We start from the raw sequence: 15,457 nt of genomic DNA, 5'->3' as shown, positions 1-15,457 counted from the left end.
GGGGTCACTCCGTGCGGAGGCCGTCCGGGCGCATCATCCGCCACAGCGGCGGCAGGCTCAGCAGCGTCACCGCGAAGACCACCGCGCCGCCGACCGCCGACATGGTGGCCATGGCCCCCCAGTCGACGTGGAAGGCGCTGCCGACCATCGCCAGCAGCGCCGCGCCCAGGCCGATGCCGCCCGCGCAGGCCAGCACCAGGCCGAGCAGCACCGGGATCGCGGTCTGCCACAGCACCGACCAGGCCAGCGCGCTGCGCCGGGTGCCGAAGGCGACCAGCACCGCCAGCAGCTTCCTGCGGTCGCGCAACTGCTCCAGCATCGTCACCAGCAGGCTTGCCCCGATCAGCGACATGGTGAGCGCGGCGCCCGCGACGAGCGCGCGCCGCAGCTGGACGTACTGCGACGAGGTGACGGTGCCGCTGATGTTCATCACGTAGCTGTCCACGCCGAACCCCGCGGCGGTGTTGCGCAGGTACTCGACGGCGTCCGGCTGCCGCGGGTCCAGGCCCACCATCACCTGCGCGCTGGGCGAGGCCAGTTCGGCCGCTCCGACGGCCTCGGGGGTGGCGAGCACCCCCCAGCTGTAGCTGCCGGTCGGATCGATCCGGGCCGGCGCCGTGCGGGTCGCGGCCGGGATCGTCCACAGCCGCGGCTTTCCGCTGTAGGCGTCGCCGTAGGGCGCGTTGAGGTCGACCCGCATGCCGGGCCGCGCGTACTTCCTCATCGCGGCGTCGTCGCCGTTGCCGTCGGTGGGCGGCACCGCGAAGACGCTGCCCGGCGCGCAGCCGGTGACCTGGGCCAGCTGGGCGAGCGAGTCGCAGTCGCCGACGACGAGCGGGATGTACGCGTCGTTCGAGGCGTCGGCCAGCCCGGCCGCGCCCGCCTGGGTGACCCGCGAGTCGACGTAGCCGTAGACCTGCCGTACGCCCTTGGTCGCCGCGATGGCCTGCGCCTGCTGCCGCAGCCGGCCGATGCCGACCCCCTCGGTGTCGACCGTGGCCTGCGCCCTGGCCGGGTCGGCGCCCGTGGACCTGACGAAGTCGCCGTTGACGCCGGTGAAGAGCATCTGCAGCGCGATCGCCCCGGCCACCGCGACGGTGACGCCGCTGACCATGCGCGCGGACGCGCTGCTGCTCAGCTGCAGCCTGCGGGTGGCCAGCTGCCACGCCACCGGGCCGCCGCGCAGCCGGCCGACCACCGCCTCGACCAGCCACGGCAGCACCGTGGTCACGCCCACCAGCAGCATGACGGTGCCGGCGGTGACCTGGTACTCGTTCATCGCGGCGTTGCCCCTGACGGTGCCGAACAGCGGCGCGAGCAGGCCCAGTCCGAGCGCCGGCACCACGAGCCGCCACCACAGCCGGCGCCGCCGCCCCAGGTGCCGGCGGACCACGCCCAGCGGCTCGATGACCGTGCCGCGCAGCGACAGCAGCGTCACCGCGATCGCCGCGACCGGCACCGCGAGCGCGACCAGCACGGTCAGCGCGGTGTTCGGCGTCAGATCGGCCGGATACGCCGAGATGTCCCTGATGGTGACGTGCGAGGCGAGCTGCCGGCCGATCAGGAAGAACCCCGCGCCGCAGACCAGCCCCAGCAGCGCGCCGAGCAGCGCCTCGCCGGCCGCGATCCTGCGGGTCGAGCGGATGTCCGCGCCGACCAGCCGCAGCGCGGCCAGCCGGCGGTCCCGCCGCTCGCCGCCGAGCCGTACCGCGGTGCCGACGAAGATCGCGACCGGCAGCAGCAGCACCACCAGCATGACGATCAGCAGCAGCATGAACGTCGGCCCGAGCACGTCGGAGTTGCTGCGGTGCCCGAAGCCGCTGACCCGGTCCGCGTCGCCGTGCTGGTAGTCCGCGTCGCGCGCGGTCAGCGCGGTGCTGCCGGCGTAGTAGTACAGCTCGGCCGGGCCCATCAGCCCGGCGTGGCCGATGGTGCCGACGATCGTGTACGGGATGCGCGCGCGCAGCAGCGGGGAGGAGGCGAGCAGCCTGCCCAGGGCGGGGGAGACCACCATCCGGCCCGGGCCCGGCAGGGCGCGGACCCCCGGCGGCCGCCCGGCCCGGGCGCCCTCGGGCTGGAGCAGGACCCCGGAGATGTCCTTGTCGCGGAAGGTGGTGCTCACGTCGGCGAGCAGCAGGCTGGTGTCGGTCGGCCGGGTCAGCACGCCGGTGGACGCGGTGTCGCGGGCGACCCGCTTGCCGTCGCGGGTGTGCATCATGGCCGGCACCGCGGCGGCGAGCAGCAGCAGCGCCACGCCGAGGCCGACGCCGACCGCGGTCAGCGCGGTGCGGGTCCAGCCCTCGCGGCCGCCGCCCGCGGCGAAGCGCGCGCCCAGCCACAGGTCGCGCGCCCAGGTGCGCAGGCCGGCGGGGGGTTCCGGGGCCCGGCCGGGACCGCGGGGACCACCGCCGGCCGCGGCGGTCGCGGCGGGGGCGCCGCCGGAGCCGGCCGCGTCGAAGCCGGCGAAGGGCTCGTGCGAGCTGGTCATGACACCCGTTCCATGTCGCGCGACTTCCCGTCCCGCACGACGATCTCCCGGTCGGAGTAGGCGGCCACCCGCGGTTCGTGGGTCACCAGCACGACGGCGGCGCCGGTGTCGTGCGCGGCCTCGGTCAGCAGCCGCATCACCCGCTCGCCGTTCAGCGAGTCGAGGGCGCCGGTCGGCTCGTCGGCGAAGATCACCCGGGGGCCGCTGACCAGCGCGCGCGCCACCGCGACCCGCTGCCCCTGGCCGCCGGAGACCTCGCCGGGCCGCTGGCCCGCGACGTCGGCGACCTCCAGCCGCTCCAGCCACTTCACCGCCTCCGCCTCCGCGGCCCGCCGCCGGGTGCCGTTCAGCCGCAGCGGTATCGCCACGTTCTCCAGGCAGGTCAGCTCCGGCACCAGCTGGCCGAACTGGAAGACGAAGCCGAAGTCGCTGCGGCGCAGCGCGCTGCGCTCGCCGTCGGACATCGCCGACAGCTCCTCGCCGCGGTAGCGCACCTCGCCGGAGTCCGGCCGCACGATGCCGGCCAGGCAGTGCAGCAGCGTGGACTTGCCCGAGCCGGACGGGCCCATCACCGCCACCACCTCGCCGGAGCGGATGGTGAGGTCGGCGCCGTCCAGGGCGGGGGTGTGGCCGTAGGACTTGTGCAGTCCGGTGGCGACGAGCAGCGGGTCCGTGGTCATGCGGTCACCTCCGCGGCGAGCTGGTCGAGCCGGGCCGCGGTCAGTTCCAGCCACCGCAGGTCGGCCTCCAGATGGAACAGGGCGTGGTCGCAGATCAGCTGGTCGGCGAGGTCGCCGGCGGTCTTGCGGCGGGTCAGCTCGCGCATCAGCCGCAGGTGCTCGGCGCGCTGGGTGTCCAGCAGCTCGGCCGCGGAGCGGCCGGTGAGCAGCGCGAGGACCACCTTCGTGTAGAGGGTGGTCTGCAGGTACGGTTCCGGCTTCTCCGGCTGCGCGAGCCAGCCCTCGACGTCGGTGACGCCCGCGTCGGTGATGGCGTAGCGCTTGCGCTCGGGACCGCCGCCCGGCTCTATCCCCTCGACCTCGACCAGGCCGTTCTTCAGCAGCCTGGCCATCGTCGAGTAGACCTGGCCGTACGCGAGCGGCCGGTCGTGTCCGAAGCGTTCGTCGAAGGCGCGCTTGAGGTCGTAACCGTGGCGCGGGCCGGACTCCAGAAGTCCGAGCAGGGTGTGGCCGATTGACATGCCGAGCACACTACACCATGGGTATACATCACGTGTATACCCATGGTGCATACGCCCTTCGGCCCCCTCGGGGCCCACCGCCGTCCGCCGCCCGTTCACCCGGCGCGCCTATGCTGCGACCCGCGCCGGCACCGCCTCGACGGCCCCGCACGGCCGCGCACGGCGGGAGGACGCACGATGGGCAGCACGGCGCCGGCTCAGCGGACCGGTGGACTCGGCCGCCACCTCGGCCTGTTCGACGCGGTGGTGATCGGCCTCGGGGCGATGGTCGGCGCCGGGATCTTCGCCGCCCTCGGCCCGGCGGCGGCCGCCGCCGGGTCCGGACTGCTGCCCGCCCTCGCGCTGGCCGCCGCCGTCGCCTACTGCAACGCGACGTCCTCCGCCCGGCTGGCCGCCCGCTACCCGCGGTCCGGCGGCACCTACGTCTACGGGCGCGAACGGCTCGGCGACTTCTGGGGCTGGCTGGCCGGCTGGGGCTTCGTCGTCGGCAAGACCGCCTCCTGCGCCGCGATGGCCCTGACCGCCGGCGCCTACGCCTGGCCCGCGCACCCCCACGTCCTCGCCGTCGCCGCGGTCGCGGCGGTCACCGCGGTGAACCACGCGGGCGTCAGGAAGTCCGCCTGGCTCACCCGCGCGATCGTCGCCGCCGTCATCGCGGTGCTGCTCGCCGTGGTCGCCGGCTGCCTCACCAGCGGCGCCGCGCGGGCCGGCCGGCTGGGCGCCGGCGGCGACGCCACCGCCGGCGGCGTGCTGCGCGCGGCGGGGCTGCTGTTCTTCGCCTTCGCCGGATACGCCCGCATCGCCACCCTCGGCGAGGAGGTCCGCGATCCGCGCCGGACCATCCCGCGCGCGATCCCGCTCGCCCTCGGCATCGCGCTCGCCCTCTACGCGGCCGTCGCCGCCGCCGTCCTCACCGTGCTCGGGCCGGGCCCGCTCGCCCACGCCGCCGCGCCGCTCGCCGCCGCCGTCCGCGCGGCAGGGCTGCCCGGACTGGCCCCCGCGGTCAGGACCGGCGCCGCCCTCGCCTCGCTCGGCTCGCTGCTCGCGCTCCTGCTCGGCGTCTCGCGCACCACCCTGGCGATGGCCCGCGACCGGCACCTGCCGCACGTGCTGGCCGCCGTCCACCCCCGCTTCCAGGTGCCGCACCGCGCCGAACTGGCCGTGGGCGCCGTCGCCGCCGCCCTCGCCGCCACGACCGACGTCCGCGGCGCGATCGGCTTCTCCTCCTTCGGCGTCCTCGCCTACTACGCCGTCGCCAACGCCGCGGCCCGCACCCTCACCCCCGAAGAGGGCCGCCCGCCCCGGTTCGTGCCGCTCGTGGGCGGCGCCGGGTGCGTGGTCCTGGCGTGCGCCCTGCCGTTGGCCTCGGTCGGGTGGGGCGCGGGCGTCCTCGCGCTGGGCGCCGTGGCTTACGGGTTGCGCCGCGTCCTCGGACAGCGGGCCTGAGCGGGCTGCAGCCCCGGGGCACGGGGTGTCCGCACCTGCCCCGGGGCTGCGTCCAACAGGCGCGCGGACGGCGGGCGTCCGCGTGGCTGCCCTCAGATTCGCACCGCGCGCGCACGTCGGCGCGGCGACGCCCGCGGGCCGGCTTCCGGCCGCCGGGCCGTCGCCCCGGCCCCCTCGGCGCCGGTGAGCCGAAGGGCCCGCTCAGCCCAGCGGCAGCTCGAACCAGACCACCTTGCCGGCGCCCAGGCGGGTCGCGCCCCAGCGCTGGGCCATGCGGTTGACCAGGTAGAGCCCGCGGCCGCCTTCCTCCTCGGGGGCGGCGTGCCGCATCCTCGGCAGCAGCGGGACGTCGTCGCCGACCTCGCAGCGCAGCACGTCGGTGCGCAGCAGCCGCAGGGTGATGGGGCGTTCGGCGTAGCGGACCGCGTTGGTGACGATCTCGCTGACCAGCAGCTCCGCCGCGTCGACCTGGTCGTCGAGGTCCCAGCGGTGCAGCGCCTGGCGGATCAGCCGGCGGGCCCGGCCCGCGGTCTGCGCCTGCGGCTCTAGGAACCAGTAGGCGACGTCGCTGGGGGCGATGCCGTCGAAGCGGGCGGCGAGCAGCGCGATGTCGTCGTCGCGGTCGCCGGGCCCGAGGATCTCCAGCACCTCGTCGCACAGCGGCTCCAGCGGCGGCGGGGAGACCACGGTGGCCGCGTCGTGCAGCCGCTCGCGGAGCAGCTCGATGCCGCCCCACACGTCCCGGCTGCGGGACTCGACCAGGCCGTCGGTGTAGAGCAGCAGCGTCGCGCCGGCCGGCGCGGGCAGCTCGACCGCCTCGAAGGGCACGCCGCCGACGCCGATGGGGGCGCCGGGCGGAACCCGCAGCACCTCGGCGAGGCCGTCGGCGTGCAGCAGCACCGGCGGCGGGTGGCCGGCGTTGGCCACCACCAGGCGGTGCGCGATCGGGTCGTAGACGGCGTAGACGCAGGTGGCCATGCGGTCCTGGCCGAGCCGCTGGGCCTGCTCGTCGAGGTGGTAGAGGACCTCCTGGGGGGCCAGGTCGAGTCCTGCCAGGGTCTGCACGGTGGTGCGCAGCTGGCCCATGATCGCGGCGGAGGTCATGGAGTGGCCCATCACGTCGCCGACCACCAGGGCGACCCGGCTGCCGGGTAGCGGGATCGCGTCGTACCAGTCGCCGCCGACCCGCGCGGACTCCGCGGCGGGCAGGTAGCGGCTGGCCAGCTGGACGCCGGTGGGCTGCGGCAGCGAGTCCGGCAGCATCTCGCGCTGGAGGGCGTCGGCGATGTACGCCTCGCGGCCGTAGAGCACCGCCTTGTCGACGCCCAGCGCGGTGTGGGTGGCGAGCTGGGCGGCCACCAGGAGGTCGTCGGCCTCGAAGGACTGCCGGTCGGGGCGGCGCAGCAGCACCGCCGCGCCGATCACCCGGCGCCGGCCGCGCAGCGGCGCGAGCAGCGCGCGGCGGCCGGTGGGCAGCGGGCCCTCGGGGTTGCCGAGCAGCTCGGCGAGCGCGTCGGCGGCCCGCGGCGAGTCGGCGAAGACCGGCCGCACGCCGCGCAGCACCTCGGCGAGCGGGCCGTCGAGCAGCACACTGATCGGCTCGGAGCCGTAGGCGGGCTCCAGGGTGGGCAGCGGTGGGCCGACCGCGCCGACCGGCTGGTCGCCGGCCGGGTCGGGCCCGTCGAGGCCGCCGTCGGAGCGGCGCAGCCGCAGCCGCAGCGGGCCCGACGGCCGCTCGTCGCCGACCGGCAGCGGGTCGCGCAGGTAGACCAGGATGGCGTCGGCGAAGGCGGGCACCGCGGAGCGGCACAGGCCCAGCAGGATCTCGTCCAGGTCCAGGCCGCGCGCGATCCGCCGGGTCGCCGCGCCGACGTAGCGCAGCCGGTCGGCCTCCGGGCCGGTCTGCACGGGCATCGGGATGCGCAGGCCCACCGAGTCCTCGTCGCCGGGGTGGCCGGTGGGGTCCAGCGGTCCGCCGCGCTGCGGGGTGCCGGCGTACGACGTGCCCAACGACCCGTTCCCTTCGGTCGGCTCCGGCGTCCAGCCGCTGCCGTGCGCCGGGATCGGCGGCAGCCCGTCGCCCCGCGGTTCCTCGCGGGCCCCGGGCGGCTGCGGCGCCGCGGGGCGGCTCTCGGCGTCGGGCCGGCTCGCGGTGTCGGGCAGGGTGTGCGCGGGGCGCTCGGCGTGCCCGTAGGGGCGGCCCTCGCCGTCCGCGTCGCCGCCGCCGCGGCCGCCGTGCGCCTCGGGGTACGGCCCGTCGTCGCCGTCGCCGTCGCCGTCCCCGTCGGCGGGCAGCCCGCCGGCGGACGTGCGGTACGGGCTGGTCGCGCCCGGCGGCTCCGCCGCCCCTTGTCCGGCCACTGGCTCACCATACGGCGCATCGGTCCCGTCCGTGGCGGGACCTCGGTCCTGGGCCGTCGCGGGGCCGGGCGGCTGCGGTCCCGCCGGGTCGGCGGCGGCCCTGCGGGCGCCGGGCGGCAGGTCGCACGCGGCGACGGGCGGCGGGTCCTGCGGGGCGTCCTCGGGCAGGGCGCCGCGCAGCGTCGCGTGCGCGGTGAGGCCGCCGCGGGGGTCCCGTGGAGGCGCGGCGTGGGTGTGGGGCGGGTCCGTGGTCACGCGAGTCGTTCCGTCCGTCGGTGCGCCCCCCGCGCCGACGGCGCGGGGGTGCTCGGGCCTGGCCAGGTCAGGCGCGTCGGCAGTAGAGGAAGAGCTGCTCCTCCGGCGGCACATCGGTGCTCGCCGGCGCGTAGGTGTACGACTCCTCCTTGATCACCTCGAAGCCCGCGTCCACCACGACATGGCGCAGTTCGTCCCGCAAGTAACCGGATACCCGGATCGTGTGGCCGAGGAACGGAATCGGCGCATCGTCCACATCTGCCTCGACCATGCCGAGCGCCAGCAGCCCGCCGGGCTCCAGCAGGTCCCGGACGGTGCGCAGGGCGAGCGGGATCTCCGGCCGCGGCAGCATCAGCAGGGTGAAGAACGCCGCGACCGCCGCGAAGCCGCCGTGCGGCAGCGGGCCGTCGGCGGCCAGGTCGGCGACGTCGGCCCGTAAGAACCGCGCCTGCGGCACGTTCCGCCCGGCCAGCTCCAGCATGTGGGCGGACAGGTCCACGCAGGTCACCTGGAGTCCCGCGGCGCTCAGGTCGCGGGCGGTCGGCAGGCCGGTGCCGCAGCCGAGGTCGAGCACCCGGGAGCCCGCGGGCAGCGAGGCGGTCAGCCACCCGCCCGCGGCGAGCTGGCCCTCCTTGTGCGGGAACGCCTCGTCGTACCGGTCGCCGATGGCGTCGAACGCCTCGGCCTGACCGGCACGGTCCCTGTCCACATGCTCGTAGCCGCCGGTTCCCACTGCTCAGGGCCTCCCTGACTGATCGTCGATCACGGCGCCGTACGGGCGGCGCCGGCTGTGCGGGCTGGTGTGCGGGGCGGTGCGCGCGCGATTCGTACGCCCGCCGGTGACGTGGCGTCAAACTCTAGGCCGCGATTGACAATTGTGCAGTGCTGCGGGTGCGCTGTGTTCCGGAGGACGATCCTACGGTTACCGCCAGGGGGCGCCACAAGGGGCTCCGCGGATTCGGCGGGGGGCGCGCGGGGTCAGCGGCGCCCGGACGCAGTCAGCGGCGGCCGCGCGGGGGGCGGCCCGCCGCGCGCGGCCGGTCCTGGCCGCGGCCGGCCCCGGGCGGCCCGTCGGGACGGCGGTCCCAGTCGGCGGGCAGCGCCGGCAGCGGCCAGGCGGGGTCGGGCCGCCAGTCCTCCCAGCCGTCGCGGAAGGGCGGCCCCCAGGACCGGATCACGCCGACCGCCTGCCGCCCGGCCCGGCGGACCCGGGCGGCCAGCTCGGCCGGCATCAGCCCGTCCGCCTGCGCCTGCGCGAACTCGTCCTCGTCCCGCCAGTGCCAGCTGCGGTCCGGGTGGACTGAGATGTCCAGGAAGTGGTCCTCCGAGTCGACCCCGCCCGACCAGCGGCGCAGCGGCTCCTCGAAGTTCACGTACCAGCTGCGGAACCGCCAGTCCTCGTCCCAGAACAGCCACACCGACCAGGGCTCGCCCGGCCGGGCCAGCTTCAGCACGCCCGCCCCGTACCAGCGCTCGACGCTCGGCACCCGCGGCCTGACGTACCGGGTGGCCAGCGGCTCGTGGTGCACCGGCGTGCCGTCCGCCATCACCGGCCGCACCACCGGCGTGTCCGGCGCCATCCAGACCGCGAGCAGCTCCGCGTCGTCGCGCACCACCGTCACCGGGCGGCAGATGTGCACCTCGTCGGTGGCGTTCCCGCGGTAGCGCCACAGCACCTGGCTGCCGGGCGCCCAGAAGCGCCCCGGCCGGCCGTCCGGCGGGTTCGGCGGTGTCGTGTCGACGTCGGCTGTCATGAACGGAGTTTACGGACGGACCGTCAGGCGCCGCTCACGGCCTGGTCATCCGCAGCACGTCGAGCGCCTCGTCGAGCTGTTCCTCGGTCAGCACGCCGCGCTCCACGTACCCCTCCTCCACGACGACCTGCCGGATCGTCTTGCGCTCGGCGAGGGCCTTCTTGGCGACCTTCGCGGCCTCCTCGTAGCCGATCCAGCGGTTGAGCGGGGTGACCACCGACGGCGAGGACTCCGCGTACTCCCGGGCGCGTTCGACGTGCGCGGTGATGCCGTCCACGGTGCGGTCGGCGAGCAGCCGGGTGACGTTCGCCAGCAGCCGCACCGACTCCAGGATGTTGCGGGCGATCACCGGCAGCATCACGTTCAGCTCGAAGTTGCCGGCCGCGCCGGCCACCGCGATGGCCGTGTCGTTCCCGGTCACCTGCGCGGCGACCATCAGCACCGCCTCGGGCACCACCGGGTTGACCTTGCCCGGCATGATCGAGGAGCCCGGCTGCAGGTCGGGCAGGCTGATCTCGGCCAGGCCGGTGCGGGGGCCCGAGGACATCCAGCGCAGATCGTTGGAGATCTTGGTGAGGCCGACCGCGAGGGTGCGCAGCTGGCCCGAGGTCTCCACGATCGCGTCCCGGGCGCCCTGCGCCTCGAAGTGGTCGCGGGCCTCGGTCAGCGGCAGCCCGGTGGTGCGGGCGACCTCGGCGATCACGGCGGCGGCGAAGCCCGCCGGGGTGTTGATGCCGGTGCCGACCGCGGTGCCGCCCAGCGGCAGCTCGGCCAGCCGCGGCAGCGCCGACTCCAGCCGCTCGATCCCGTAGCGCACCTGGGCCGCGTAGCCGCCGAACTCCTGGCCGAGGGTGACCGGGGTGGCGTCCATCAGGTGCGTCCGGCCGGCCTTGACCACGTCCGCGAACTCCGCGGACTTCGCCTCCAGGGACTCCGCCAGCCGGGCGAGGGCCGGGATCAGGTCGCGGGTGACCGCGTCGGTGGCCGCGATGTGGATGCTGGAGGGGAAGACGTCGTTGGACGACTGCGAGGCGTTCACGTCGTCGTTCGGGTGGACGGCGCGGCCGAGGCGCTCGGTGGCGAGCGTGGCGATGACCTCGTTGGCGTTCATGTTGGACGAGGTGCCCGAGCCGGTCTGGAACACGTCGACCGGGAAGTGCGCGTCCCACTCGCCGTCGACCACCTCGGCGGCCGCCGCCTGGATCGCCTCGGCGAGGTCGGCGTCCAGCACCCCGAGGTCGCCGTTCACCTTCGCGGCGGCCGCCTTGATCCTGGCCAGCGCCTGGATGTGGGCGCGCTCGATGCGCCGGCCCGAGATCGGGAAGTTCTCCACCGCGCGCTGGGTCTGCGCACCCCAGCGGGCGCCCGCGGGCACCCGCACCTCACCCATCGAGTCGTGCTCGGTCCGGTACTCGTCCATGCCTCTTACAGTGCCCCGCCCGAGGGGGTTTGTTCCCGCCCCCGGACGGGTGCCGCGCCGAGGCGGCCTACACGGCGCCCGCGGTGCCCGGCGCGCGGACCGGGATGGTGGTGAAGGTGGGGGCGGGGGCGGGGTCGGTGAAGAAGTCGTTCCCCTTGTCGTCGACGACGACGAACGCCGGGAAGTCCTCGACCTCGATCCGCCAGACCGCCTCCATGCCCAGCTCGGCGTACTCCAGCACGTCGACCTTCCTGATGCAGTCCTGCGCCAGCCGGGCCGCGGGGCCGCCGATCGAGCCGAGGTAGAAGCCGCCGTGCGCGGCGCACGCGTCGGTGACCTGCTTGCTGCGGTTGCCCTTGGCGAGCATCACGAAGGAGCCGCCGGCCGCCTGGAACTGCTCGACGTAGGCGTCCATGCGGCCCGCGGTGGTCGGGCCGAAGGAGCCCGAGGCGTAGCCCTCGGGGGTCTTGGCCGGGCCGGCGTAGTAGACCGCGTGGTCGCGCAGGTACTGCGGCATCCCCTCGCCGGCGTCCAGCCGCTCCTTGATCTTGGCGTGCGCGATGTCGCGCGCCACCACCAGCGGGCCGGACAGCGAGAGCCGGGTCTTGACCGGGTACCTGGTCAGCTCGGCGCGGATCTCGTCCATCGGGCGGTTGAGGTCGATCCGCACCACGTCGTCGTCGAGCCCCGCGGCGGAGCCGCCGCCGAGCGCCGCGTCGGTGGTCTCCGGCAGGAAGCGCGCCGGGTCGGTCTCCAGCTGCTCCAGGAAGACGCCCTCGGGGGTGATCTTCGCCAGCGCCTGGCGGTCGGCGGAGCAGGACACCGCGATCGCCACCGGGCAGGACGCGCCGTGCCGCGGCAGCCGGACCACCCGCACGTCGTGGCAGAAGTACTTGCCGCCGAACTGCGCGCCGATGCCGATCCGCTGGGTCAGCTCGAAGACCTTCTGCTCCAGCTCCTTGTCGCGGAAGCCCTGCCCACCGGGCGAGCCCTCGGCGGGCAGTTCGTCGAGGTAGTGCGCGGAGGCGTACTTCGCGGTCTTGAGCGCGAACTCCGCGCTGGTCCCGCCGACCACGATGGCCAGGTGGTAGGGCGGGCAGGCGGCGGTGCCCAGCGAGCGGATCTTCTCCTCCAGGAACCGCATCATGGAGCTCTCGTTCAGCACCGCCTTCGTCTCCTGGTAGAGGAAGGACTTGTTGGCGCTGCCGCCGCCCTTGGCCATGAAGAGGAACTTGTAGGCGCCGCCGTCGGTCGCGTACAGCTCGATCTGCGCCGGCAGGTTGGAGCCGGTGTTCCTCTCGTCCCACATGGTCAGCGGGGCCATCTGCGAGTACCGCAGGTTGAGCTTGGTGTAGGCGTCGAAGATGCCGTGCGAGAGCGCCTCCTCGTCGCGGCCGGCGGTGAGGACCTGCTGGCCGCGCTTGCCCATCACGATGGCGGTGCCGGTGTCCTGGCACATCGGGAGCACGCCGGCCGCGGCGATGTTGGCGTTCTTCAGCAGGTCGAGGGCGACGAACCGGTCGTTGGCGCTGGCCTGCGGGTCGTCGAGGATGCGGCGCAGCTGTGCGAGGTGGGCGGGCCGCAGGTAGTGCGAGATGTCGTGCATCGCCTCGGCCGCCAGGGTGCGCAGCGCCTCCGGCTCGACCTTCAGGAAGGTGCGGCCGTCGGCCTCGAAGGTGCTCACGCCGTCGGCGGTGACCAGGCGGTACGGAGTGGTGTCCTCGCCGAGGGGGAGCAGATCCGTATAGGCGAACTCGGGCATAAGGCGCAATCCTCACTCGGCTGCATCGACGCTGAAGCGCCTCCAGGGTAGGGCGTTCCCGGGCCGCCGCCGCTGTGAGGTCCCCCTCACCGCGGCCGGCGGGCGCGGCGGCCTCCGCCGTCCCCTAGGGGACGGGCCGGGGTGAGGTCAGGCGGCGCTCAGGGTTCCGAGGCTGGTCGCGATCTATCGCGTCTGTGTACGGTGGTCCGGTGGACGAACCGGTCGAGGAAAACCCCCAGCAGCCCGTGCAGCCGGCGCCCGTCCCGGCGCCCCCGCCCGCGCCCGCGCCTGCCTCCGCGCCCGCGCCGGTGAGCGTGACCAAGCAGCCCGCGCCGCCGCCGGCCCCCGTACCCGCCCCCGCGGCCCCTGCCGCGCCGGCCGTCGCCGCCGAGGGCGACCTGCGCGCGTCCGACGCGGACCGCGACCGCATCGCGGACATCCTGCGCGACGCGCTCGCCGAAGGCCGGCTGGACTCGTCCGAGCACTCGGAGCGGATCGACCGCGTCTACGCGGCCAAGACGCTCGGCGAACTGCAGCCGCTGGTGCGCGACCTGCCGGTGGGCCGCACCGCGGCCCCGCAGCCCGCGGCCGCGCCGCCGCGCGCCCACTTCCCCGACGGCGGCGGCGACAACCCCCACCTGGTCGGCATCCTCGGCGGCGCCGAGCGCAAGGGCCGCTGGCGGGTCGGCAGCCGCATCACCGCGGTGGCGATCCTGGGCGGCGTGGAGATCGACCTGACCGAGGCGACCTTCACCGCGCCGGAACTGGTCATCCACTGCACCGCCATCATGGGCGGCGTCAGCATCAAGCTGCCGGAGAACGTCACCCTGCGCGGCGGCGGCGTCGTCGGCATCATGGGCGGCTCCGACGTCAAGGCGTACGAGTCGCCCGACCCGGGCGCCCCGGTGGTCCGGGTGGACGGATTCGCCCTCTGGGGCGGTGTCGAGGCGAAGGCCAAGCGCGGCAAGAAGATCAGGGACTGGTCGAAGAAGCACCTCAGCGCGTGATGGGGTCACGTCACGGCAGTTTCCCGACGACTCAACGGCCCCACCCGGTACGGCCGGTGAACACGGTGCGCATGAAGTCGCGTACAGCGGGTAGGGGATGGAGCACGCCGCCGCGCCGGCTGCCACGGCACACCTGACGCCGGGACCGGTCGGCGACGCGGCAAGCGTGGCAACCGCCGAGCCGTCGTCAGGAGTTTCCCGTGCTTCAACCGATCGAGCCCGTCACGGACCCCTCCTTCCCGCCAGGACATCCGCGGGATCTCGGCGGTCCCTGGCACTCGGAGGCCGCCTGCCGCAGGGACGAGGCGGGGCTGTTCTTCGCGCCGTCCAAGGAGCCCACCGCGGCGAGGCTGTCCCGGGAGGAGGCCGCCAAGCGGGTCTGCGCCCGCTGTCCGGTGATGCTCGAATGCCGTGAACACGCTCTGCTGCAACCGGAACCGTACGGCGTCTGGGGCGGTATGACCGCCGCGGAGCGCCGGGTGGTGCTCGCCCGCCGGCGCCGCCGCGAGCTCGAACTGCAGCGCCCCGCGCCGCAGATAGCGGCCGCGGGCTGACCCCGGGCCGACCCCGGGCCGAAACGCCCTCTCCGCCGCCGTCCCGGGATTACGGGGCCCGGGCCGGCGGCGGAGGTGCCCCTCGGCGCGGCGTCGCGCGGCGGCCTCCCGCGCCGCCGGTGCGACTCCGCGCGGTGCGCCGTCGCGCGGTGCGCTGAGCTTCAGCGCGCCCGGTCGAAGTCGATCGCGCTGTACGCCCGCAGCTTGGACAGCCGGTGCACCGAGTCGATCTGCCGGATGGTGCCGGACTTCGAGCGCATCACCAGGGACGACGTCGTCGCGGTCTCCGCGCGGTAGCGGACCCCGCGCAGCAGCTCCCCGTCGGTGATGCCGGTGGCGACGAAGAACACGTTGTCGCCGCTGACCAGGTCCTGGGTGTGCAGCACCCGGTCCAGGTCGTGCCCGGCGTCGAGCGCCTTGCGCCTCTCCGCCTCGTCCTTGGGCCACAGCCGGCCCTGGATGGTGCCGCCCAGGCAGGCCATCGCGCAGGCGGTGATGATGCCCTCGGGGGTGCCGCCGATGCCCATCAGCATGTCGACGCCGGTGCCCTCGCGGGCGGCCATGATCGCGCCCGCCACGTCTCCGTCGGAGATGAACTTGATCCGGGCGCCGACCTCGCGCAGCTCCCTGACCAGGTCGTCGTGGCGCGGCCGGTCGAGCACCACCACGGTGACGTCCTCGGGGGTGCCGCCCTTGGCCTTCGCCACCCTGCGCACGTTCACCGCGGGCGGGGCGGTGATGTCCACGAACTCGGCGGCCTCCGGGCCGACCACCAGCTTGTCCATGTAGAAGACGGCCGACGGGTCGTACATCGTGCCGCGGTCGGCGGCGGCCAGCACCGACACCGCGTTCGGCATGCCCTTGGCGGTCAGCGTGGTGCCGTCGACCGGGTCCACCGCGACGTCGACCTCGGGGCCGGTGCCGTCGCCGATCCGCTCCCCGTTGAAGAGCATCGGCGCCTCGTCCTTCTCGCCTTCGCCGATCACCACCACACCGTTCATCGAGACGGTGTGCACCAGGGTCCGCATCGCCTTGACGGCCGCGCCGTCCGCACCGTTCTTGTCGCCGCGGCCGACCCACCGGCCGGCCGCCATCGCGGCGGCCTCGGTGACCCGCACCAGCTCCAGGGCGAGGTTGCGGTCGGGCGCCTCCGGGCTCACTTCGAGTTGCGGGGGCAAGTGCTGTTCGGTCATCACAGCGCACCTTTCT

General features: G+C 75.1%; 12 protein-coding genes. 3 read left to right on the top strand and 9 right to left on the bottom strand.

Going from position 1 to position 15,457, the window contains the following annotated elements; all coding sequences use genetic code 11:
- Positions 1–4: 4 nt before the first annotated feature.
- From V2S66_RS16295 to V2S66_RS16285, 3 genes are read right to left on the bottom strand one after another with little or no spacing between them, the layout of a single operon-like run.
- Complete coding sequence (locus V2S66_RS16295) at positions 5–2,488, bottom strand: ABC transporter permease (RefSeq protein WP_330796035.1); 2,484 nt, start codon at positions 2,486–2,488, stop codon at positions 5–7.
- Complete coding sequence (locus tag V2S66_RS16290) at positions 2,485–3,168, bottom strand: ABC transporter ATP-binding protein (RefSeq protein ID WP_330796033.1); 684 nt, start codon at positions 3,166–3,168, stop codon at positions 2,485–2,487. Before V2S66_RS16290 ends, V2S66_RS16295 begins: the two co-directional genes overlap by 4 nt.
- The gene (locus tag V2S66_RS16285) at positions 3,165–3,689 is read right to left on the bottom strand and encodes a PadR family transcriptional regulator (RefSeq protein WP_330796031.1); all 525 of its coding nucleotides are present in this window, start codon (positions 3,687–3,689) and stop codon (positions 3,165–3,167) included. Before V2S66_RS16285 ends, V2S66_RS16290 begins: the two co-directional genes overlap by 4 nt.
- A gap of 177 nt (positions 3,690–3,866) precedes the next feature.
- On the opposite strand from V2S66_RS16285, the gene V2S66_RS16280 reads away from it, so the two are divergent.
- Complete coding sequence (locus V2S66_RS16280) at positions 3,867–5,135, top strand: APC family permease (protein WP_330796029.1); 1,269 nt, start codon at positions 3,867–3,869, stop codon at positions 5,133–5,135.
- A gap of 201 nt (positions 5,136–5,336) precedes the next feature.
- Here V2S66_RS16280 and V2S66_RS16275 read toward each other — a convergent pair whose 3' ends face one another.
- From V2S66_RS16275 to V2S66_RS16255, 5 genes are all read right to left on the bottom strand, one after another.
- Positions 5,337–7,751, bottom strand: a complete 2,415-nt coding sequence (locus V2S66_RS16275) for an ATP-binding SpoIIE family protein phosphatase (protein ID WP_330796027.1) — start codon at positions 7,749–7,751, stop codon at positions 5,337–5,339.
- A 67-nt stretch (positions 7,752–7,818) separates the two neighbouring features.
- Complete coding sequence (locus tag V2S66_RS16270) at positions 7,819–8,484, bottom strand: class I SAM-dependent DNA methyltransferase (protein ID WP_330796026.1); 666 nt, start codon at positions 8,482–8,484, stop codon at positions 7,819–7,821.
- Positions 8,485–8,749: 265 nt separating this feature from the next.
- The gene (gene fomD, locus V2S66_RS16265; protein WP_330796024.1) at positions 8,750–9,505 is read right to left on the bottom strand and encodes a cytidylyl-2-hydroxypropylphosphonate hydrolase; all 756 of its coding nucleotides are present in this window, start codon (positions 9,503–9,505) and stop codon (positions 8,750–8,752) included.
- Between the two features lie 34 nt (positions 9,506–9,539).
- On the bottom strand, positions 9,540–10,925 hold the full coding sequence (locus V2S66_RS16260; protein WP_330796021.1) for a class II fumarate hydratase: 1,386 nt from the start codon (positions 10,923–10,925) through the stop codon (positions 9,540–9,542).
- Positions 10,926–10,992: 67 nt separating this feature from the next.
- Positions 10,993–12,687: a fumarate hydratase gene (locus V2S66_RS16255; protein ID WP_330796020.1), complete on the bottom strand. Its 1,695-nt coding sequence runs from the start codon at positions 12,685–12,687 to the stop codon at positions 10,993–10,995.
- A 308-nt stretch (positions 12,688–12,995) separates the two neighbouring features.
- Between V2S66_RS16255 and V2S66_RS16250 the strand changes: the two genes are divergently transcribed.
- Positions 12,996–13,694, top strand: coding sequence for a DUF1707 SHOCT-like domain-containing protein (locus V2S66_RS16250; protein ID WP_413966411.1), 699 nt, complete (start codon positions 12,996–12,998; stop codon positions 13,692–13,694).
- 200 nt (positions 13,695–13,894) lie between these two features.
- Positions 13,895–14,248, top strand: a complete 354-nt coding sequence (locus V2S66_RS16245) for a WhiB family transcriptional regulator (RefSeq protein WP_413966408.1) — start codon at positions 13,895–13,897, stop codon at positions 14,246–14,248.
- Between the two features lie 161 nt (positions 14,249–14,409).
- On the opposite strand, the gene glpX is transcribed toward V2S66_RS16245, so the two are convergent.
- Complete coding sequence (gene glpX / locus V2S66_RS16240) at positions 14,410–15,441, bottom strand: class II fructose-bisphosphatase (RefSeq protein WP_330796019.1); 1,032 nt, start codon at positions 15,439–15,441, stop codon at positions 14,410–14,412.
- Between the last annotated feature and the right edge of the window lie 16 nt (positions 15,442–15,457).

Origin of the sequence: Actinacidiphila polyblastidii, assembly GCF_036353415.1 — a bacterium.
GTDB classification, from domain to species: domain Bacteria; phylum Actinomycetota; class Actinomycetes; order Streptomycetales; family Streptomycetaceae; genus Actinacidiphila; species Actinacidiphila polyblastidii.
Note: the sequence above shows the minus strand (reverse complement) of the source record. Positions and strands in the feature narration are given on the sequence as shown.